Source organism: Streptomyces sp. NBC_01224 (assembly GCF_036002945.1).
Classification (GTDB): Bacteria; Actinomycetota; Actinomycetes; order Streptomycetales; family Streptomycetaceae; genus Streptomyces.
This window is the reverse complement of record NZ_CP108529.1, coordinates 1,227,118-1,246,385: the sequence shown is the minus strand read 5'-3', so window position 1 is coordinate 1,246,385 and position 19,268 is coordinate 1,227,118. Positions and strand designations below refer to the sequence as shown.

General features: G+C 69.0%; 15 protein-coding genes. 9 read left to right on the top strand and 6 right to left on the bottom strand.

Features of this window, described 5'->3' with window-relative positions; genetic code table 11:
• Positions 1-90: 90 nt before the first annotated feature.
• From OG609_RS05455 to OG609_RS05435, 5 genes are all read left to right on the top strand, one after another.
• Complete coding sequence (locus OG609_RS05455) at positions 91-1,095, top strand: TauD/TfdA family dioxygenase (RefSeq protein WP_327271741.1); 1,005 nt, start codon at positions 91-93, stop codon at positions 1,093-1,095.
• 48 nt (positions 1,096-1,143) lie between these two features.
• Entirely contained in the window at positions 1,144-4,170 is a 3,027-nt protein-coding gene (locus tag OG609_RS05450) for an amino acid adenylation domain-containing protein (RefSeq protein WP_327271740.1), read from the top strand.
• Positions 4,160-5,029: a metallophosphoesterase family protein gene (locus OG609_RS05445; RefSeq protein WP_382910940.1), complete on the top strand. Its 870-nt coding sequence runs from the start codon at positions 4,160-4,162 to the stop codon at positions 5,027-5,029. Before OG609_RS05450 ends, OG609_RS05445 begins: the two co-directional genes overlap by 11 nt.
• Complete coding sequence (locus tag OG609_RS05440; RefSeq protein WP_327271738.1) at positions 5,029-6,618, top strand: acyl-CoA carboxylase subunit beta; 1,590 nt, start codon at positions 5,029-5,031, stop codon at positions 6,616-6,618. Before OG609_RS05445 ends, OG609_RS05440 begins: the two co-directional genes overlap by 1 nt.
• Before the next feature lie 195 nt (positions 6,619-6,813).
• Entirely contained in the window at positions 6,814-8,004 is a 1,191-nt protein-coding gene (locus tag OG609_RS05435; protein ID WP_327271737.1) for a 3-deoxy-7-phosphoheptulonate synthase, read from the top strand.
• 324 nt (positions 8,005-8,328) lie between these two features.
• Here OG609_RS05435 and OG609_RS05430 read toward each other — a convergent pair whose 3' ends face one another.
• A complete protein-coding gene (locus OG609_RS05430) occupies positions 8,329-8,535 on the bottom strand; it encodes a hypothetical protein (RefSeq protein WP_327271736.1) in 207 nt (68 codons plus the stop codon).
• Between the two features lie 687 nt (positions 8,536-9,222).
• Here OG609_RS05430 and OG609_RS05425 point away from each other — a divergent pair.
• Positions 9,223-11,985: a helix-turn-helix transcriptional regulator gene (locus tag OG609_RS05425; RefSeq protein WP_327271735.1), complete on the top strand. Its 2,763-nt coding sequence runs from the start codon at positions 9,223-9,225 to the stop codon at positions 11,983-11,985.
• A 35-nt stretch (positions 11,986-12,020) separates the two neighbouring features.
• Here OG609_RS05425 and OG609_RS05420 read toward each other — a convergent pair whose 3' ends face one another.
• The gene (locus tag OG609_RS05420; protein ID WP_327271734.1) at positions 12,021-12,680 is read right to left on the bottom strand and encodes a response regulator transcription factor; all 660 of its coding nucleotides are present in this window, start codon (positions 12,678-12,680) and stop codon (positions 12,021-12,023) included.
• The gene (locus OG609_RS05415) at positions 12,632-14,518 is read right to left on the bottom strand and encodes a sensor histidine kinase (RefSeq protein ID WP_327271733.1); all 1,887 of its coding nucleotides are present in this window, start codon (positions 14,516-14,518) and stop codon (positions 12,632-12,634) included. Before OG609_RS05415 ends, OG609_RS05420 begins: the two co-directional genes overlap by 49 nt.
• A 179-nt stretch (positions 14,519-14,697) precedes the next feature.
• Between OG609_RS05415 and OG609_RS05410 the strand changes: the two genes are divergently transcribed.
• The gene (locus tag OG609_RS05410) at positions 14,698-15,405 is read left to right on the top strand and encodes a VC0807 family protein (RefSeq protein ID WP_327271732.1); all 708 of its coding nucleotides are present in this window, start codon (positions 14,698-14,700) and stop codon (positions 15,403-15,405) included.
• A gap of 93 nt (positions 15,406-15,498) precedes the next feature.
• Here the strand turns inward: OG609_RS05410 and OG609_RS05405 are convergent, their stop codons facing one another.
• Positions 15,499-15,933, bottom strand: a complete 435-nt coding sequence (locus tag OG609_RS05405; RefSeq protein WP_327271731.1) for a type II 3-dehydroquinate dehydratase — start codon at positions 15,931-15,933, stop codon at positions 15,499-15,501.
• Positions 15,930-16,997 carry a 3-dehydroquinate synthase family protein gene (locus OG609_RS05400; protein WP_327271730.1) on the bottom strand — a complete coding sequence of 356 codons (1,068 nt, stop codon included), beginning with the start codon at positions 16,995-16,997 and terminating at the stop codon, positions 15,930-15,932. The genes OG609_RS05405 and OG609_RS05400 overlap by 4 nt, the downstream gene beginning before the upstream one ends.
• A gap of 162 nt (positions 16,998-17,159) precedes the next feature.
• Between OG609_RS05400 and OG609_RS05395 the strand changes: the two genes are divergently transcribed.
• Both OG609_RS05395 and OG609_RS05390 read left to right on the top strand, forming a co-directional pair.
• Positions 17,160-17,936: a 4'-phosphopantetheinyl transferase family protein gene (locus OG609_RS05395; RefSeq protein WP_327271729.1), complete on the top strand. Its 777-nt coding sequence runs from the start codon at positions 17,160-17,162 to the stop codon at positions 17,934-17,936.
• Positions 17,933-18,151 carry a DUF5988 family protein gene (locus OG609_RS05390; RefSeq protein ID WP_327271728.1) on the top strand — a complete coding sequence of 73 codons (219 nt, stop codon included), beginning with the start codon at positions 17,933-17,935 and terminating at the stop codon, positions 18,149-18,151. Before OG609_RS05395 ends, OG609_RS05390 begins: the two co-directional genes overlap by 4 nt.
• 279 nt (positions 18,152-18,430) lie before the next feature.
• Here OG609_RS05390 and OG609_RS05385 read toward each other — a convergent pair whose 3' ends face one another.
• A complete protein-coding gene (locus OG609_RS05385; protein WP_327271727.1) occupies positions 18,431-19,189 on the bottom strand; it encodes a thioesterase II family protein in 759 nt (252 codons plus the stop codon).
• Between the last annotated feature and the right edge of the window lie 79 nt (positions 19,190-19,268).

The following is a 19,268-nucleotide window of genomic DNA, read 5'->3' as shown; positions in this document are numbered from 1 at the left end:
GTCAATTCGGCCGAATCCATAGTCTGCGGACCGGAGTCGACTTGGCGAGCCCGTTCCTTCGGATCAACTCTGCCCACGAATGGTTGAATTATGCCTGCCGAAGTCAAGCCGAAAATCGGCGACGATGCCCAAATATCGCTCGACGGCCGGGAGAAGAGCGAACTGACCCTTCTGGCCGAGCAGTTGCGCGACGTCGATCCACGGCTGAACGACGACCCCCGCTGGACGTCCGCCGCCCGGGAACTCTCCTGCCGGCTTCCCATGCGGCTGCGCCAGACCCTGCGCCGGTTCACGTGGAACTCCGGCCGCGAGGCCATGCTCCTGGTGCGCAACCTGCCGGTGGATCCCGAGACCGTCCCCGACACACCGACGGTTCGCGGCTCCGTACAGCGCGAGACCACCACGGCGGCGTCCGCGCTGATGCTCATCGCCATGGCCATGGGCGAGGTGATCGCGTTCGACAAGGAGAAGACCGGCGCGCTCGTGCAGGATGTCGTCCCCGTCCCCGGAATGGAACAATTCCAGGGAAATGCCGGCTCCATCAAGCTCAACATGCACACCGAGAACGCATTTCACGAGCACAAGCCGGACCTGGTGGGCCTCATGTGCCTGCGCAACGACCACGAGAACGTCGCAGGCCTGCGCGTCGCCTCCGTACGCAACGCTCTTCCGCTGCTTTCCGGCCCGACCCGGGAGATACTCCACCAGCCGCGATTCGTGACCATGACACCGGCTTCCTTCGAGATCGCCGACGGCATGGAGGAACCGCATGGAATCCTCGCCGGCAGTTTCGACGACCCGGACCTGAAGGTGGACTTCAGCAGCACGATTCCGTCCGACGACGAAGCCGCACAGGCCATGGCCGAGCTCGAGGCCGTCATCGAACGGGTGGCCCACACGCTGATCCTCGGCCCTGGTGACCTGGCCTTCGTCGACAACCGGCTGGCCCTGCACGGCCGCAACTCCTTCCAGCCCCGCTACGACGGCCGGGACCGCTGGCTGCAACGCGTCTTCGTCCACCTGGACTTCCGCAAGTCCCGCGTCATGCGCCGGGCGGACGGCCAGGTACTCGGCGCCGGCGAAACCCTGCGCTGACCGGGCGTGACGCACCACCGACCGACCCGAACCGAAAGAGGTATCCCCATGTGCGCGGGTGAGGACGACAACGTCTACAGCCGGCCTGTGTCGCCCACCGAGACATGGTTCCTGGTGTACCCGGAGTCGGTTCCCGGTGTCATCCAGATCGTCATCGAGGGTGCCGGCCGCATCGGTCACGACGAGCTGATCCGCGCCGTGGACACCGCGTCCGGTGCCTGCCCCGGGGCGCGGCTCACCCGGCAGGGCATGACCTGGATGGACAGCGGCATGGCACCGGCCGTGCGCGTCCTGCCCGGCGACCGGGTCGACCGGCACACCTTCGCCGACGCGGCCGAACTGCACAGCCCCCTCATGGGCAACGACGGCGGCCCCACCTGCGAGCTCCTGCTCCTCACGGGCGAGGAGTCGGACACGCTGATCGTGCGCGCGTTCCACGGGGTCATGGACGGCCAGGGCGTACGCACCTGGGCGGAGGACATCTTCCGGGTGCTGCGCGGGGAGGAGCCCGTGGGCGCCCCCTCGCGCATCACCGAGAACGAGCTGATCGAGCAGGCCGGCGCCCCGCGGGAGCGGGAGATCACCCCTGACCTTGACTGGCCGTCCGCGCTCGGATCCCGTCCGCAGGGCCAGCACGACTTCTTCTGGCGCAGGCGTACCATCGACGGCACGCACCCCGCGCTGGTCGCCAAGATCGCCCGCGCCGTCACGCAGGCGTGCGGCCTGCGCACCGGCAGGTTCCTCGTCCCGGTCGACCTGCGCCGGTACCTGCCCGGTATCCGTTCGACCGGCAATCTCACGAACAACCCGCTGTACGAGGTACGGGGCGACGCCGGCTGGGAGCAGGCGCACGAGCAACTGCTGTCCATCCTCGCCACCGGTCAGGATCTGGCGGCCCGCGTCGACCCCTCACTGCCCGGCCAGAACCTGACGGAACTGCACCAGCAGATCATGGGCCTGGACGCCTACTCCGCACAGCAGGGCTGTTACAGCAGCCTGGCCACGCTCTCCCACATGGGCCGTGTCGACCCCGCCGTCTTCAGCACCGGCTCCTTCCACGCCACCACCGTCTACTCACTGCCCAATTCCGGGCCCCTGGGACCGCCGGAGATCAACGCGGTCGAGTTCGGCGGCCGCACCGAGATCACCATCGGCTGGTACGACGGTCCGCAAACCCCGGACCGCGCGGAGGCGTTGCTCGACCGCATCGAGGAGGCCCTGTCCCCGCGGGCGTACCGTGAGTGGGACGGCAACCGCACCCAGCGGGCGCTCGCCCGCCAGGGAACCGCCGTCGAGCAGTTCCGCCGGCAGGTCTCCAGCACCCCCGATGCGGTCGTCCTGACCGGCCCCGAGGGCGACGTGACCTTCCGCGAGCTGGACGGGCGGGCCGCCGCCGTCGCCGTCGAGCTGCTGGACAGGGGCATCGGACGCGACGACGTCGTGGGCCTGCTGGCCGGCCGCACCGTCGCGGCCATGGCCGCCATCTGGGGGGTGCTCAAGGCGGGCGCGGCCTACCTGCCGCTCGACCCGCAGCAGCCCGACCACCGGCTCGCCGACCTGGTGGCGGACGCCGGGGCCACCGTATGCCTCACCGAACGCGTCCACGCCGAGCGCCGGTTCACCCCGGACTCCGGCTGCGACGTGGTGGTGCTCGAGACACTGGAGCCCTCGGAGCGCCGCCCCGAGAGCGTCGAGGTGCGGCCCGAGGACCTCGCGTACGTCATCTACACCTCGGGATCGACCGGGCGCCCCAAGGGCGTGGAGATCGAGCACCGTCAGCTGGCCACCTTCATCAGCTGGGCGACCCGCGTCTACGGGGTGGACTCCACCACCCGCTTCCCGCTGTTCACCTCTCTCGCCTTCGACCTCTCCAACACGGCGATCTTCCTGCCGGTGCTGGCCGGCGGGTCCATCGCGCTGGTACCCGACGAGCCCAACCACGTGGTGCTGCGCGACATGCTGGAGAACTCGGGGGCCAACGCGCTCAAGCTCACCCCCACGCATCTCGACCTCATCGGCAGGCTGGGCCTGGCCCCGACCGGTTTCCGCGCGGTCATCGCCGGGGGGGAACTCCTCCGCGGTGCCGTGGCCGACCGCGCCCAGCAGCTCTTCGGGCCGCAGTGCGGCATCTTCAACGAGTACGGCCCCACTGAGACGACCATCGGCTGCATGACGCGACGCTTCGATCCCGACCACGACGCGGACCTGCCGTCGGTGCCCATCGGCGTGCCGACCGACAACACGCGGATCCACCTGATCGGCGGTGACGGCCGCCACGTCGCCCCGGGCGAGGTGGGCGAGATGTATCTCGCCGGTGATCAGCTGGCCCGTGGCTACCGCGGCCGGCCGGACCTCGTCCGCGAACGGTTCACGGCCCTCGCCGACGGCACCCGCGTCTACCGCAGCGGTGACCTGGCCAGGATGCTGGACTCGGGTGAACTGGAGTCCGTGGGCCGCAACGACGAGCAGGTCAAGGTGCTCGGGTACCGCATCGAGCCCGCCGAGGTCGCCAAGGCCCTGGAGGAGCATCCGGCCGTGGCAACGGCGTTCGTCACCGGCCTGGTCAGGCCCGGCACCACTGACAAGGTGCTGTGCGCCTACGTCGTCCTGCACGAAGAGGTATCCGTCGACCGGCTCACCGCACACGTCGCCGGCCGTCTGCCCCGCTACATGGTGCCGACCACGACAACGGTCATGCCGGAGCTGCCCCGTACGGTCAACGAGAAGGTCGACGTCGCCGCGCTGCCGGTGCCGTTCACCGGACCGCAGGCCGATGCCGCAGCCGCGGAGGCGAAGGCACGCGGTGAGGTGGAGGAGGCGGTGGCCAAGATCTGGGCGCGCGTCCTGGCGGTGGACGTCAACCGGCTCGGCGGTGACGCGGACTTCCACCGGCTCGGTGGTGACTCCGCCACCCTGCTGGCCATGCTCGCCGCGGTCAGCACCGAGGTCGTGGGCTCCCGTCAGGAGCGGGAATTCATGGCGGCCCTGCCGGCCATCCTCCGGCAGCCCACACTCGCGAAGGTCTCGGAACTCGCCGAGAGCGCGCGCGACGGGCAAGAGGCCACTGGTGGCTGACTCCGGGCCCGGAAGGCTCGTCGCGATCAGCGACGTCCATGTCCGCTACGACGAGAACCGGAAGATCGTCGACCGGATCAGACCGGAGAACGACAGGGACTGGCTGATCGTCGCCGGTGACATCGGTGAGATCGCCTCGGACATCGAGTGGGCCCTGCGCACCCTGCGCAACCGGTTCGCCAACGTCATCTGGGCGCCGGGCAATCACGAACTGTGGACCGCCCCCGACGACCCGGTGCAACTGCGGGGCGAGCAGCGCTACCTGCACCTGGTGGACATCTGCCGCAAGCTCGGAGTGTCCACTCCCGAGGACCCGTACCCGGTCTGGGAAGGGGAGGGTGGTCCCGTCGCCGTCGCACCGCTCTTCCTCCTGTACGACTACTCCTTCCGGCCGCCGGGGACGTACTCCAAGGCGGCGGCGCTCCAGGTAGCCGAGGAGGCCGGGGTGGTCTGCAGCGACGAGTTCCTGCTGCACCCGGACCCCTACCCCAGCCGCGAATCCTGGTGCCGGGCTCGGGTGCGGACGACCGAGGCACGTCTCTCGGCTCTTCCCGAGGACCTCCCTACCGTCCTCGTCAACCACTGGCCGCTCGTACGCGAACCGACGCGAGTGCTCTGGCGGCAGGAGTTCGCGCTGTGGTGCGGAACCACGGCCACCGCCGACTGGCATACGAGGTTCCGTGCCAGGTCGGTGGTCTACGGGCACCTGCACATTCCCAGGGTGATCCGCTGCGACGGCGTGCCGCACCAGGAGGTCTCCCTCGGATACCCCCGTGAATGGCAGCGGCGTCAGGGCACGCCGGGCCGGCTGGTCCAGATCCTGCCGGCCGTCACCTCCCTCCACAGAGAGTCGGTGTGATGACCGTTCCGCACGAACGTCCCGCCGGAGTGCTGCCGTCCGCCACGCGTGGCCGTGTGGCCGAACTGCTGGCGCTGCGTGAGCAGGCGCTGGCCGGCCCCGGCGAGCGGGCGACCGAGGCGCAGCACGCCAAGGGCAAGCTGACGGCGCGTGAGCGCATTGAGCTGCTGGTCGATCCGGGTTCGTTCAAGGAGGTCGAGCAGCTTCGCCGGCACCGGGCGACCGGCTTCGGCCTGGAGCAGAAGAAGCCGTACACCGACGGTGTCATCACCGGCTGGGGCACGGTCGAGGGCCGCACGGTCTTCGTCTACGCGCACGACTTCCGGATCTTCGGCGGCGCGCTGGGCGAGGCCCACGCCACCAAGATCCACAAGATCATGGACATGGCCATCTCGGCCGGTGCCCCGCTGGTCTCGCTGAACGACGGCGCGGGCGCCCGTATCCAGGAGGGCGTCAGCGCGCTCGCCGGATACGGTGGGATCTTCCAGCGCAACACCCGGGCCTCCGGTGTCATCCCGCAGATCAGCGTGATGCTCGGACCGTGCGCGGGCGGCGCGGCCTACTCCCCGGCGCTCACCGACTTCGTGTTCATGGTCCGTGAGACCTCGCAGATGTTCATCACCGGGCCGGACGTCGTGAAGGCGGTCACCGGTGAGGAGATCAGCCAGAACGGCCTCGGCGGCGCCGATGTGCACGCCGAGACCTCGGGCGTCGCGCACTTCGCGTACGACGACGAGGAGACCTGCATCGCCGAGGTCCGCTACCTGATCGGGATGCTGCCGTCCAACAACCGGGAGAACCCGCCCACCGTGGCGAGCGACGACCCGGCCGACCGGCGCGGCGACGTCCTGCTCGACCTGGTGCCGGCCGACGGCAACCGCCCGTACGACATGCACAAGGTCATCGAGGAGCTCGTCGACGACGGCGACTACCTGGAGATCCACGAGCGCTGGGCCCGCAACATCATCTGCGCCCTGGCCCGGCTCGACGGCCAGGTCGTCGGCATCGTCGCCAACCAGCCGCAGTCCCTCGCCGGTGTCCTGGACATCGAGGCCTCCGAGAAGGCCGCCCGCTTCGTCCAGATGTGCGACGCCTTCAGCATCCCGATCATCACCCTTCTGGACGTCCCAGGCTTCCTGCCCGGCGTGGACCAGGAGCACGGTGGAATTATTCGGCACGGTGCCAAGCTGCTCTACGCGTACTGCAACGCCACCGTGCCGAGGATCTCGCTGATCCTGCGCAAGGCCTACGGAGGCGCCTACATCGTGATGGACAGCCAGTCCATCGGTGCGGATCTGACCTACGCCTGGCCCACCAACGAGATCGCCGTGATGGGCGCCGAAGGTGCCGCCAACGTCATCTTCCGTCGGCAGATCGCCGACGCCGAAGACCCCGAGGCCATGCGCGTCCGCATGGTCAAGGAGTACAAGGCCGAACTGATGCACCCCTACTACGCCGCCGAACGCGGCCTCGTCGACGACGTCATCGACCCTGCCGAGACCCGCCAGGTGCTGATCGCCTCGCTCGCCATGCTGCGCAACAAGCACGCCGACCTGCCCTTCCGTAAGCACGGCAACCCCCCGCAGTAGCGGCCGGGTCGGGCAGTCGTCGCCCCCGCATGTCCTCGATCGCCGGACGGGCCGATCCCGGTAGGCACCGGCCGGACGCATTCAGGTCCGTCCCCTCCATCCGCGACGGCACCGCCGACCGCGTGCGATCCCGCCCGCGATCGAGGACACAACGGCCACCGGGCACACCCAGTGAACCAATGAGCACGAGGGACCATGACGAACGAGCCGTCCGACCTCCTCGGACTCGGACCGGGAGCCACGCCGTCGATGCGGCCGGACAAGGAGCGGACAACGCTCGCCGGTCTGCCCCCACTTGTCCTGCCGGCCGAGATCGACGACCTCGGCAAGCGCATGGCCGCGGTCGCCCGAGGAGAGGCCTTCGTCCTCCAGGGCAGCACCTGCGCGCAGCCGTTCAGCGAGCAGCGCCTGGGCGGCCTCGTCCGCACTCTGCTGCAGATGTCGGTCGTACTGTCCCACGCCGCCAGGATGCCCGTAGTCAAGATCGCCCGGCTGGCCGCCCGGCACCCCGCGCCGGGCCACGCCGGATGGGACCGGGCCTACGCGGACGCAGCGGTGACGATGAACGTGATCCGGGCGATGAGCGGCGAGAACGGCATTGCTGACGTGCGTCAAGTACAGCAGTGGAACAGGGAGTTCGTACGCGACACCGCGGGGGGAAGCCGATTCGGGGCGCTCTCCGCCGAGATCGACCGCGGCCTGAGGTTCATGGCCGCCTGGGGGGTCGACGACCGCCCCCTGCGGACCACAAAGGTGTTCGTGAGCCACGAGCCGCTGCTGCTCGCCTACGAGACCCCGCACCTGTTCCTGGAGGAGTCCGCGGACGAGTCACGGCTGTGGACCCTGTCCGCGCACCAGTTCCGGATCGGCGAGCAGGCCCGGCAGCCGGACGATTCGCACATCGCGCTCGCCGAGCTGCTGGCCAATCCGGTCTGCCTCACGATCGGACCGACGACGGCACCCGAGGAGGTCGTGGAGTACGTGAGGAGACTCGATCCGCACTTCCGGCCGGGCAGGCTCACTCTGATCAGCCGGATGGGCAGCGACCGGGTCCGTGAGGTGCTCCCGCCCATCGTGGAAAAGGTGACGGCGTCCGGTCACCAGGTGGTGTGGAGCTGCGACCCGATGCACGGCACCCCCCACGAGCCGGCGGCCGGCCGCAGCACATGCTCCTTCCCGCGCGTCGTCGACGAGGTGCGGGGATACATCGAAGTGCATCGTGAACTGGGGACCCACCTGGGCGGTGTACATTTCGAAACAACGGGCGCGCAGGATATTTCCGACACGGAACCGACCGGCCGCTACCGGAATAAATGCGACCCTCGGTTGAATGAACAACAATCGGTGGAGTTGGCTTTTCTTATGGCAGAGATGCTCCGCAGCTGATTTCCGGGACCGGAGGCTCCCTTCGGGCGTCCGTATCCGGGACCTCCGCTCACTTTCAATGGCTCAACCCTTGGCGCTGCTTGCTACCGCGAAGTGCACCGGGCAACCGGGCGCCGTGCGAGGGGGCCGCGCGCGGACATGGCCGGGGCGTGCGGCGGGCCGCGGATGGCTGAAACCCCCTGCGTGCCGCGGCGCGCCGGTGCGCCTGTGTGCCGCGACCGGGCGGAGGAATCCCGCCATCGGGGCCGGCCACCGCATCACCGGCCGCGCAGGAGCCACCGATGCCCGGTGGGCCGGCCGCGCGCCCTGGGCCGCACCGTCGGACTACGGCGGCCGTTCGACGGTCTCGACGCCGGTGCCGAGCGGGCCCCTCTCCCGGGCCCGGCAGCGCAGGAGTTCATGGACGACCCGGTCGGTCCCGTCGTCCCGCCGCGCGGCGAAGCAGTGGTACGCCGCGATCTTCGCGGGGAGGTCGTATGGGAGGCAGGTCCGCTGGTAGTCCGTATGGCCCTGGTGGGGGATCGCGTTCACGATCTCCCGCACCGCGTGGTGCCCCGGTGACCGCCGACCGGGCGGCGCCGGTTCTTCCGCTTCTTCCCGAGCAGTGATCACCGGCTCGATCGACGACCCCCGCTCGTCCGGTGAGGCGCTCGGACACGGTTTGCGTTCACTCACCCCGCCCCGTGGACCGAGGCCGCGGAGCGGCAGATTCCGCTCGCATCCGCACGCTCGGACGACGGCAGAGTCACTCAAAAAATCGCGAACCGCCCTCCGGGGTCTTTTGCACTTCCCGCGGTGGAGCGCCGTCGGGTCCGGAGCCCGATTCCCTATGTCGTGCGAGGGATACCCCTATGCCCGGCGGAGGCGGCATGAGTGGCCCGCGAGGGCTCTGAGCTTGACATTTGAGGTTAATTTGAGCTTTCTGCCTGCGATTTGACGGGGCTTCGGATGGGAGGTGGAGGCAAAGCGGAACGCGCGCGAAGGGACGCTGTGGACTTTGAGTAGGGGTTTGCAGGGGGAGGGGGGTGGAGCTAGTGTTCCAATTGGAGAGGGGTTCCAGTGGCTGGTAGTAGCCCTTGGTAATAACTGATGTGGCGTCAAGTGGCGTCCATACCGGACGGGGTAGTCACGGGGTAAGGCATGGTTTTGAGCCTTTGGCGATGTGCCGCCCCTCCTCTTGATTCATGTAAACGGTCACAATGGGGGATGATCGTGCCAGTGGCACTTGTGGAACGTGAGCGTGAGCTGCAACTGCTCCAGAATCTTCTGAACACCACTTTCAAGGGGCACGGAAAGATAGGACTGGTCAGTGGGCCGGTGGCCAGCGGCAAAACCGAGCTACTGCGATCGTTCGCCGATTTGTGCGCCGACGAGGGAGCCCTGCTCCTGAACGCGACCGCGACGAGAACCGACCGGTCCGTGCCCTTCGCCGTGCTTCGCCAGTTGCTCGACTGCCTGCCGGAGCAGGCAGGACCTGTCACGGAACTCATCGCCACAGGCACCGCGTCCGAGATCTCCCGCACGGCGGTGGCCACGCTGCTCGATCTGGCCGGACAGGCACCGCTGGTCGTCGTCGTCGACGACGTGCACCACTCGGACGAGCCGTCGATGGACTGCGTGATGCGCCTGGTCAACCGACTGCGGTCCTCCCGCATCCTGCTCGTACTCGCCGAATCGTCGGGCGACTGGTCGGTGCACCCCGCCTTCCGGATCGAGCTGGTCCGCCAGACACAGTTCCACAGGATACGTCTGGCACCCCTGACGGCGGACGGCGTCAGCGAGATGTGCTCGCAGCACCTCGGCCAGAGCGCGGCACATCATGCGCCGGAAGCCCACCAAATGACCGGCGGCAACCGGCTACTGGTACGGGCCCTCATCGAGGACCACGCGGACTCGGGGGAGCTGCCGGGCCGGGCAGGCGGCTCGTCGATCGGTGAGAGTTTCCGGCAGGCCGTCCTGACCTGCCTGCGCCGCAGCGGCCCGGACGAACTCGAGGCCGCCAGGGGTCTGGCCGTACTCGACGCCACCGGATCGACGAACAGGATCGCGGAGCTGCTCGGCCGCGGCCCGGAGGCGCTCCGCCGTGTTCTGCAGTCACTGCAAACGCTGGGGATCATCCATGACGGCCGGTTCCGGCACCGGCTCACCCGTGCGGCTGTCTACGACGACCTCGCCCCGCACATGCTGGCGGAACTGCACACGCGTGCCGCTCAGTTGCTGAGCGACGGCGGCGGCAGCGTCACCGACGTCGCGGACCACCTGGTGGCGGCCAAGCACGTGAGCGCGGACTGGGCCATAGCGGTACTCCAACGGGCCGCGGAGGAGTCACTGGCCGCCGACGACGAAGAACCGGCGATCAGATACATAGAGTTCGCCCTCTCCGTGTGTACCGAAGAGCGGCAGCGTGCCCTGCTGCGGATGCTGCTCGTCCGGACCAAGTGGCGCAGTGACCCGACAGGCGCCGCCCGCCACCTGTCACCGCTGCTCCAGGCGCAGCGCGAAGGCCACCTCGACGTGGAGCAGACTGCCTACCTGCTGCGCGTCCTCATGTGGCACGGGCGTATCCAGGACGGCAAGGAACTCATCACGCATCTGTCCCGCATCAGGCCGTCCGCGAACGAAGCGCCGAGCGCCGTCCTGACCGGTGCGCGCAACCTGCTCAGACACGCCTACCCCCAGTTCATCCCGCACGGATCGGGTGAGAGCGACCACCTCTTCGACAGCGCGACCACGCCGCCGGGCCAGCAGGCACAGGCGTCGGCCGTACTCAGTTCGGTCCTCGGGGAGAGCACCGGCGGGGACGAGCGGTGCATCAGGGTGGCCGAGCAGATCCTGCAGAGCACCCAGTTGAGCGACACGACGCTCGAATCCGTCTGCTCGGCCCTCCAGACGCTCATCTACGCGGAGCAGCCTCTCCTGGCGGGGCGCTGGTGCGACACGCTGCTCGCCGAAGCCGGCTCCCGCGGTGTGGTGACGTGGCAAGCGGTCCTGTCCGGGCTGCGGGCTGAGATCGCCCTGCGGGAGGGCGACCTGGTCCAGGCCGAGCGGTGCGCGGTCGGGGCGCTGACGCTGATTGGCGTGGAGGGCTGGGGTGTCGGCGTGGGGGCCACGCTGGGCACCCTCGTCCAGGCCGTCACCGCCCGGGGCGACTTCGACAACGCCCATAAGTACCTGCGGGAGCCGGTGCCCGCGGCCATGTTCCAGACCCGGTACGGCCTGACGTATCTGCGCGCCCGGGGCCGCTACTACCTGGCGACCGACCGGCTGCAGGCGGCGCTCGCGGATTTCAGCTACTGCGGTGAGCTGATGACCTTATGGCAGCTCGATTCCCCGGCGTTCGTACCGTGGCGGACCGACTCCGCCGAGGTCCTTCTCCGGCTGGGCGATCACGAGCAGGCGCGCGCGCTCACCAAGGAGCAGATGTCGCACATCGGTTCGCGCACCTCGCGGACGTACGGCGCCTCCTTGCGGGTCCTGGCGGGCACGGCAAGTCATCGTGGCCGGCTGAGTCTCCTGAAGGAGTCCGTCGAGGTCCTCCAGGCATGCGGTGACCGGCTGACCCTCACCCAGGCGCTCTTCGACCTCAGCTGCGCCCACGAGAGCATGGGTGAGTTCGGCAAGGCACAGATGATTTCGCGGCGTGCGGGGCGGCTGGCCAGGGAGAGCGGGGTGCAGCGGGTGCAGGATCCCGCACTCACCCGCCCGGAGGAGCCGATCGTGCTGCATCCTGCGCAGGCCGACACCTGGTCCCGGCCGGTGGACGAGGCCGCGTCGGCCGCCGACGTGCTGACCCTCTCCGAGCGCCGGGTTGCCGCGCTGGCCTCGCTCGGCTACACGAATCGTGAGATCTCCCGCAAGCTGCACATCACCGTCAGCACGGTGGAGCAGCACCTCACCAAGGTCTTCCGGAAGCTGCGGGTCAAGCGCAGGACGGACCTTCCCGTCGAGCTCGAGTTCGACGTCACCAGCCCGGCCTGCTGATTTCCGACACCCCGCCCCCACTCACCCCGCTTCTCCTACTCGCGTGAGCTGTTGAGGTACGCGATGACGGCCAGCACTCGCCTGTTGTCACTGGTGGACTGCACCAGGTCCAGCTTGGCGAAGATGCTGGCCGCGTGCTTGCTCACGGCGCTGTCGCTGAGCGACATCCGCTCCGCGATCGCCGCGTTCGACCTGCCCTCCGCCATGAGCGCCAGCACCTCTCTCTCACGCACCGTCAGTGCGGCCAGCGGCTGTGCCTGTGACGGCCCCATCGACTGGAACAACTGACTGATCACTTCAGGGTCCATGGCCGTGCCGCCGGAAGCAACACGGCGCACCGAGTCGATGAACGTGTCGTCGTCGAAGACACGGTCCTTGAGTAGATAACCGATGCCGCCGCGGCCGTCCGCCAGCAACTCCCGTGCGTACAACTGCTCCACATGCTGGGACAGCACCAGTACGGGGAGCCCGGGAACCGCCCGGCGGGCGGTCAGCGCCGCCTGGAGCCCTTCGTCCGTGAACGTCGGCGGCAGCCGTACGTCGACCAGGGCCACGTCCGGCCGGTGCCGGAGCAGGGCGCTGAGCAGGTCGGGGCCGTTGTCGACCACGGCGGCGAGTTCGAAGCCGTAGTCCTCCAGCAGATGGGTCAGTCCTTTCCTGAGGAGATACTGGTCCTCGCCGAGGACAACACGCACGGGAGCTCCATCGTCAAAGTGGTCGGGCCGCCCGGAGGCGAGGCCACGTCGAGCAGACCGTCAAAAGTGGCCAGGCGTCGCTGGATGCCCCGGATCCCGCTGCCGCGTGCGGGATCGGCGCCGCCGCATCCGTCGTCGGTCACCGTGATCCGCAGTGCCCCCGCCCGGTGGCGGAGGTCGATCAGAACGCGCTGGGCGCCAGAGTGCTTCGCACTGTTGGTGAGTGCCTCGCTCACGGAGAAGTAAGCGCAGGCGGCCACGGGCACCTCTGCCTGCCCCTGGAGGTCGGCGGTCACCTCGACCGTCAGCGGATGCGCCAGCGCCAGCGTTCGCACGGCGTCGACGAGCCCCCGTTCGGCCAGGACCGGCGGATGCACACCACGTACCAGACCGCGCAGATCGCGGAGTGCCGCGGCGGAGTTCTCCCGCGCCTCGGCGGCCATCGCCCGGAGCTCGGGCTGCTGACTGCCGAGGCGCTGCTCGATCGCGCGCAGGCTCATTCCGATGGCGACGAGCCGGGTCTGGGCGCCGTCATGCAGATCGCGTTCGATCCTCAGCAGCTCCGCCGCCTGCACACCCGTCGCCTCCGCCCGCGTCGTGGTCAGCTGCTGCACGCGCCGGGCGAGCGCGGACCGTTCGGTGGGCGCCAGCAGCAGCGCGCACCAGCGCGCCTGAGCCCGCAGCGTGTACGGGGTGACCCAGAGGGCTGCACCCGACGCGAGCAGGGCCGCGGCGATGCCGACCGGGCCGGGCCACCACAGCCCGATGGCGAAGACCGGCGCCACCGGTCCGAGCAGCAGGACCGCCGCCACGACCGGATTGGTCAGGAGCCACAGAAGGTCGCGCCAGGTCGCGGGGTCGGTTAACACCCACCGGCGGGCGGCCAGCCACGTCGGCAGCAGCGGGCCGGGGTGCAGCGTACGGCCGTACACATAGTGCCCATCGGCGCCCTGGACAGGGGCGGGCGGCTGTTGCCGGTACGGCTCCGCGATGTCCGCCAGGCCCCCGTTGCGCAACAGCTCCCGCCACAGGTTCACCAGCTTGCGGCTCACCAGAACCACCTGGGCGAAAACGGGAACGAGCCCGAAAACCAAGGAGAGCGCCGCGGTGATCAGCTGGAGCACGGCGAGGACGAGCCCGCACACCGCGAGCCCGCACAGCAGGAAGGCCGCCCCCACCGTCTGGACCCGCCGCCACGACCGGACCCGCCACCGGGTCCCGCCGCCCGTCGCCGGCCCGCCACCGCTCAGGAGCAGTCTCGTCCAGTACCCGTGCACCCGGATCATCGGCGGCCCTGCCGCGAAACCGGCCGACACCGAAGCCAGGCCCAGGCCCGGCACAAGTACGGTGCCGGGCCCTGTGTGCCACAGGGGCGAAATGACACCCGCCAGACCGGCACCGATCAGAGCGGCGGGCAGCACAGCCATCGGAGCCCCGACGAACGGGTCCAGCAGCAGCCACCACAGATCGCGCGCGGTCGCCGGGTCCCGGATGATCTTCCGAGCACCATGCTTACGCCGGGCCGTACGGCCGGAGGCGTACAGACGCGTGCCGTAGCGGTACAGCCCACCTTCCCTCGCCCGGGACTCCGAGGCATGAGGAACATACGGATCGGCGATCTCCACCTGTGACCAGGAGGCGGCCAGCCGGCGGCGCAGTCCGGGCAGCCGGCGGAACCGGAGCACCGTTTCCACCGCGCCGAACAGGAGGGCCAGAGCCATGGGTACGACGAGCAGCACACCGGCCGTACCGAGCGCGGCCAGCGCGACCCCCCGGACCGGGGCGAGCCAGTGACCGTGCCGCCGGGAAGTGCCAAAGGGCCGTTCTCCGTTGGTCATCGCACCTCCCGGCAGCTCGTGTGATCCACAGTCTGTCATGCGCGCACTCCTGCGGGCAGGTGCAGTTTTCTGCACCCCGACTGTGCTCCCGACTGCATTCCGCAGACCTCCGCAGGTGCGTAGCGTCGTCGATGAACACAGCACGGCAGGACCCGAAGCAGCAAGGAGAGGAGGCTGTCGTGAAGCCAGCGCTTCAGGCTCAGGAAGGGCCGGAACCGGAGCCCATCACGCTCCCGGAGAATGACGAGCAGCCGGAACGGACCGGCCGCAGCCCACGTACCGCCCTCATCGAGGTGGCGGCCTTGGACATCGCCCTGCCGCTCCTGCTCTTCTACGGGCTCCGGCTGATGGGTGTGAACCAGTGGCTCGCGCTCGTACTCAGCAGCGTTCTTCCTGTAGTGCGGATGGTCTACCGGTTGATCAAGGACCGGCGGGTGGAGCGGCCCACCCTGTTCTCCCTGAGCATCGTGCTCAGCGCCTCACTGGTGTCGCTGCTGACGGGAGACCCCCGGCTCGTCCTGGCCCGGGAAAGCTATCTGACGGCCCTGGTCGGGCTCTGGATGCTCAGCACGCTGCTGGCCTCGCGGCCCTTCATCTACCAGGCGACCATGCCCCTGCTCCCCGAGGCCACCTCGGCGGCCTGGCGTGAGGACTGGGAGAACGTGCCTGAGTTCCGTCGGGCCATGCGGGTGCTGACCATCGCCTGGGGAACGGCCTTCATGATCGACGCGGTGGCCCGGGTGGTCATGGCGTACACCCTGCCCGTCGACAGCGTTCCGCTGCTGGGCGCTGGTCTGCTCACGCTGCTGCTCATCGTGATCGTGCAGTTCAGCAAGGCGTACGGCAAACGCCTGTCGACCCGCCTCGGCCGGCCCGCCGAAAGCTGACTGCCGGGTTTGCCCCGTACTCCCGTCCGGGCGTTCAGGCAGGCACCGGTCCCTCCCCCCGGGGGACCGTGAGCCTCCGCCCGGACGGGGCACTCACTCCTGCGTCAGCGTCAGCAGGGCGCGCGCCGCCAGCTGGTAGCCGAGCGCCCCCATACCGACGATGACCCCGCTGGCCAGGGGCGCGATGACCGACTCGTGCCGGAACTGTTCCCGCGCCCAGACATTGGAGAGATGCACCTCCACCCACGGTTGCGGATAGTTGGCCAGCGCGTCGCGCAGACTCCAGCCGGCGATCATCAGTGCGCCGGGGTTGACGATCGCGCCGACCGTGTCGTAGCTGTCCTGTATCGCATGGATCAGTTCGCCCTCGGATTCACGCTGGATCGAAACCACCTCCCAGCCCCGCGTTCTCACCTCCCCGGCCACGGAGCGCTCGATGTCGGCCAGCGTCGCCTTCCCGTAGACGTCCGGTTCACGCTGTCCGAGGATGCCCAGGTTGGGGCCGTTGAGGAGAAGCAGTGTGCTCACGATGCACCCTTCGTGCCGTCGGTGGGTGTGATGTGGTCAGGGGGAACGGATGCCATGGTGGCGAGGGTCTCGGCGACCGTGAGCTCGGGGACGTCGTGCACCAGCTCCGGTCCCCGCGGCCCGTCCAGGACGAACGACAGGCCGGTGGTGGCCTTCTTGTCCAGCCTCATCAGAGCGATGAGGCGGTCCGGCGCCAGCCCGGCCGGCAGCTCGGTGGGCAGCGAGTAACTCGCCACGACCTGGTGGTGTTCCGCCACCCGCGCGCCGTCGATACGGCCCAGCGCTCCGGCCAGCAGTCCGGCGAACACGGTGCCGATGGCGACGCCCTCGCCGTGCCGGACGGCGTAGTCGGTCGCCCGCTCCAGGGCGTGACCCAGCGTGTGGCCGTAGTTGAGGATGTGCCGCATCCCCGAATCCCGCTCGTCGGCGGCGACGACGGACGCCTTCAGGGCCACACTCGCAGCGATCTGCTCGTGCAGCGACAGGCCGCGCAGGTCACCCGCTCCGATGAAGTGGCATCTGGCGATCTCGCCATAGCCGTTCAGCCACTCCCGGGGCGGCAAGGTGTCCAGGTAGTCGGTGTCGCAGAGCACGGCCTTCGGCTGCCAGTACGCCCCGACCAGGTTCTTCCCCTGCGGCAGATTCACCGCGGTCTTCCCGCCGACGCTCGCGTCCACCTGGGCCAGCAGCGACGTCGGCAGATGGATCACCGGAACACCGCGGTGGTAGAGCGCCGCCGCCAGGCCCACCGAATCGGTGGTCGTACCGCCTCCGCAGGAGACCACCGCGTCCGTCCTGGTCAGTCCGAACTCGGCGAACCGGCGGCACAGTTCCTCCACCGTCGCCAGGGTCTTGTCGTCCTCGCCGTCCTTCGCCGCCAGTGTCAGCGAGGGCACACCCGGATCCGGCACCCAGGCTTCGGGCCGCGCGGACGCGATGACGACCCGCGCCGCGCCCAGCCCGGCCACCACCTCGGGCAGCGTGTGCCGCACGCCGGGGCCGATGTGCACGGAGTACGACCGCGCACCCAGCGGCACCTCGATCCGCCGGTGTTCCTGGGGCATGTCCTCGCTCCTCGTCGTCCGTCCGCACGCAGGCCGCCACGGCCGCAGCATGAACCACACTCCCGCACCCGTGACTCGGATTCGCATGAATGCAGGGGGGTCGGCAGACAAACAGGGGTGAAGGACCGAACATAGGGGTGCCGTCGCCGACGGAGGAGAAATATGCTTCACGAAATCCTTCCCTGTGGTTATCGGACGACCACCGGCCCGGAATGGGTGAAGGCGATGATTGAGCAGATGCTCGCGGCGGAAGTCGCTTCGCACGAAGTATTCGAGGACCCGCCGGGTGTCGTCCTTCTTCCCGAGGAGGAGGCCCTGGTGCGCAACTCCATCGATTCGAGGCGCCGCGAATTCACCACGGGGCGTCATTGTGCCCGAAATGCGCTTGCGCGCCTCGGATTCCCCTCTGACCGGCCCATCCTGTCGGGCGAAAAGGGGGAGCCGGTCTGGCCCGACCAGGTGCGGGGGAGCATCACGCACTGCCGCGGCTACCGGGCGGCGGCGGTCGCCCGGGCCGCGGGGATCGCCTCGCTCGGCATCGATGCGGAGCCCAACCAGCAACTGCCGGACGGCGTCCTTGAGGCCGTGGCGCTTCCCCGGGAAGAGACCATGACGAAGGAACTCCTTCGTAGCTTTCCCGGTGTGTACTGGGACAGAATGCTTTTCAGTGCCAAGGAAAGCGTATATAAAACATGGTTCCCGCTCACGCATCGGTCACTTGAATTCGATGACGCTCTCATCGAGATCGACCCGGTGAACGGAACATTTTCTGCACGGATCCTTCCGCAGGGTATACGCGATATTCATAATGCCCCCAGGGGATTTGCCGGCCGTTGGATCGTCGGGAATGGCCTTGTGGTCACCGCAATCGCTGTACCGGCCGCGGCGGACTCCCTTGACCGAAACCGTGACAGCAGCCGAGGAGTAGTGACCGCATGAGCATCTTCGAGCCCAATGTGATTCTCCGGGGTGGACCTTCCACCTATCTCTCCGAAGAGCAGCGCATTTGCTACGTGGAGCAGCTGGACGAAAAGTTGAAGCTGCTTCGGGGCAACCGGTACGAGCACTTCGAGCCCACGGCGGGGAGCGAACTGCACGACGGCGTCCCCCTGCGTGTCTTCACCTGGGTCGGGGCCACACAGCTCGCGGAGTAGGCACCGCGGTGGATCAGCGATGGCGTCCTTCCTCTGGGCAGGACGCCACCACACCGCCATGAGAAACGGCCCCACATGGCCGCATGCGGTGGGCGGGTGCGAGGCGGGGGTGCGATGACGGCTACGGGCAGGGCCACCGGATTCGGCACGGCCCGCAGGTCCGGGTTCCCCGCCGTCGGGGCCGACGGCGGGGAACCCCTCGTACACGCCCCGGCTTCCAGGCCGACGACGTCCTGCCTGCAGACGCCGGCCGGGCCGGGGACCGCGCCCGCCGGACCGTCAGGGCAACAGCGACGAGATCGTCCGGGAGACCGAAGCGATGACCTGCGGCGCATGGTCGTTGAGGTAGAAGTGACCCCCGGTGTAGGTGTTCAGCTCGAACTCACCCTCGGTGTGCTCGGCCCACGAGCGGACCTCATCCACGCTCGCCTTGGGATCATCGGTGCCCGTGTGGGCGTGAACAGGGGCCGCGAGGCGCGGCCCGCCGGTGTAGCGGTAGGTCTCGGCCGCCTTGTAGTCGCTGCGGATGGCGGGCAGCACCATACGCATCAGCTCCTCGTCGCCGAACACCTGGGCCCCGGTGCCGTTGAGCGACCGCAGCTCCTCGATCATGCCGTCGTCGTCACGGAGATGAACGGACTCGTCCCGGTGCCGGCAGGGCGCACGCCGCCCGGACGCGAACAGCACGAGCGGCATCACGCCCTTCTGCTCCAGCCGCAGCGCGACCTCGAAGCCAAGCGTGGCTCCCATGCTGTGCCCGAACAACGCCAGCGGCCGGTCCGCCCACGCAAGCACCTGATCGACCACCGCGTCGGCCAGCTCGGGCAGATCCTCGATGCACGGCTCCGCACGCCGGTCCTGGCGCCCCGGGTACTGCACGGAGAGCACATCGACACCGGGCGACAGTGCCTTGGAAACAGGGAAGTAGAACGGCGCGGACCCCCCGGCATGCGGTAGGCACACAAGCCTGGCCCCGGCGTTCTCGGAGGGGTGGAACCGCCGGATCCACAGGCTGGGGTCGGTGAGATGCGCGGTCACCTGACATCCTTTCGAGTCACGGGCCGGAGCGAGATCCCGCCCGGCCGAATGCCTCCATCACCCTTCCCGTCCCCGGCGA

What these genes read in the sequence shown, in the direction of transcription:
- OG609_RS05435 (WP_327271737.1), top strand. Translation starts at nt 6,814, where the DNA reads ATGACGAACGAGCCGTCCGACCTCCTCGGACTCGGACCGGGAGCCACG.
- OG609_RS05390 (WP_327271728.1), top strand. Translation starts at nt 17,933, where the DNA reads ATGAGCATCTTCGAGCCCAATGTGATTCTCCGGGGTGGACCTTCCACC.
- OG609_RS05400 (WP_327271730.1), bottom strand. Translation starts at nt 16,997, where the DNA reads ATGCCCCAGGAACACCGGCGGATCGAGGTGCCGCTGGGTGCGCGGTCG.
- OG609_RS05415 (WP_327271733.1), bottom strand. Translation starts at nt 14,518, where the DNA reads ATGACCAACGGAGAACGGCCCTTTGGCACTTCCCGGCGGCACGGTCAC.
- OG609_RS05440 (WP_327271738.1), top strand. Translation starts at nt 5,029, where the DNA reads ATGACCGTTCCGCACGAACGTCCCGCCGGAGTGCTGCCGTCCGCCACG.
- OG609_RS05395 (WP_327271729.1), top strand. Translation starts at nt 17,160, where the DNA reads ATGCTTCACGAAATCCTTCCCTGTGGTTATCGGACGACCACCGGCCCG.
- OG609_RS05450 (WP_327271740.1), top strand. Translation starts at nt 1,144, where the DNA reads ATGTGCGCGGGTGAGGACGACAACGTCTACAGCCGGCCTGTGTCGCCC.
- OG609_RS05455 (WP_327271741.1), top strand. Translation starts at nt 91, where the DNA reads ATGCCTGCCGAAGTCAAGCCGAAAATCGGCGACGATGCCCAAATATCG.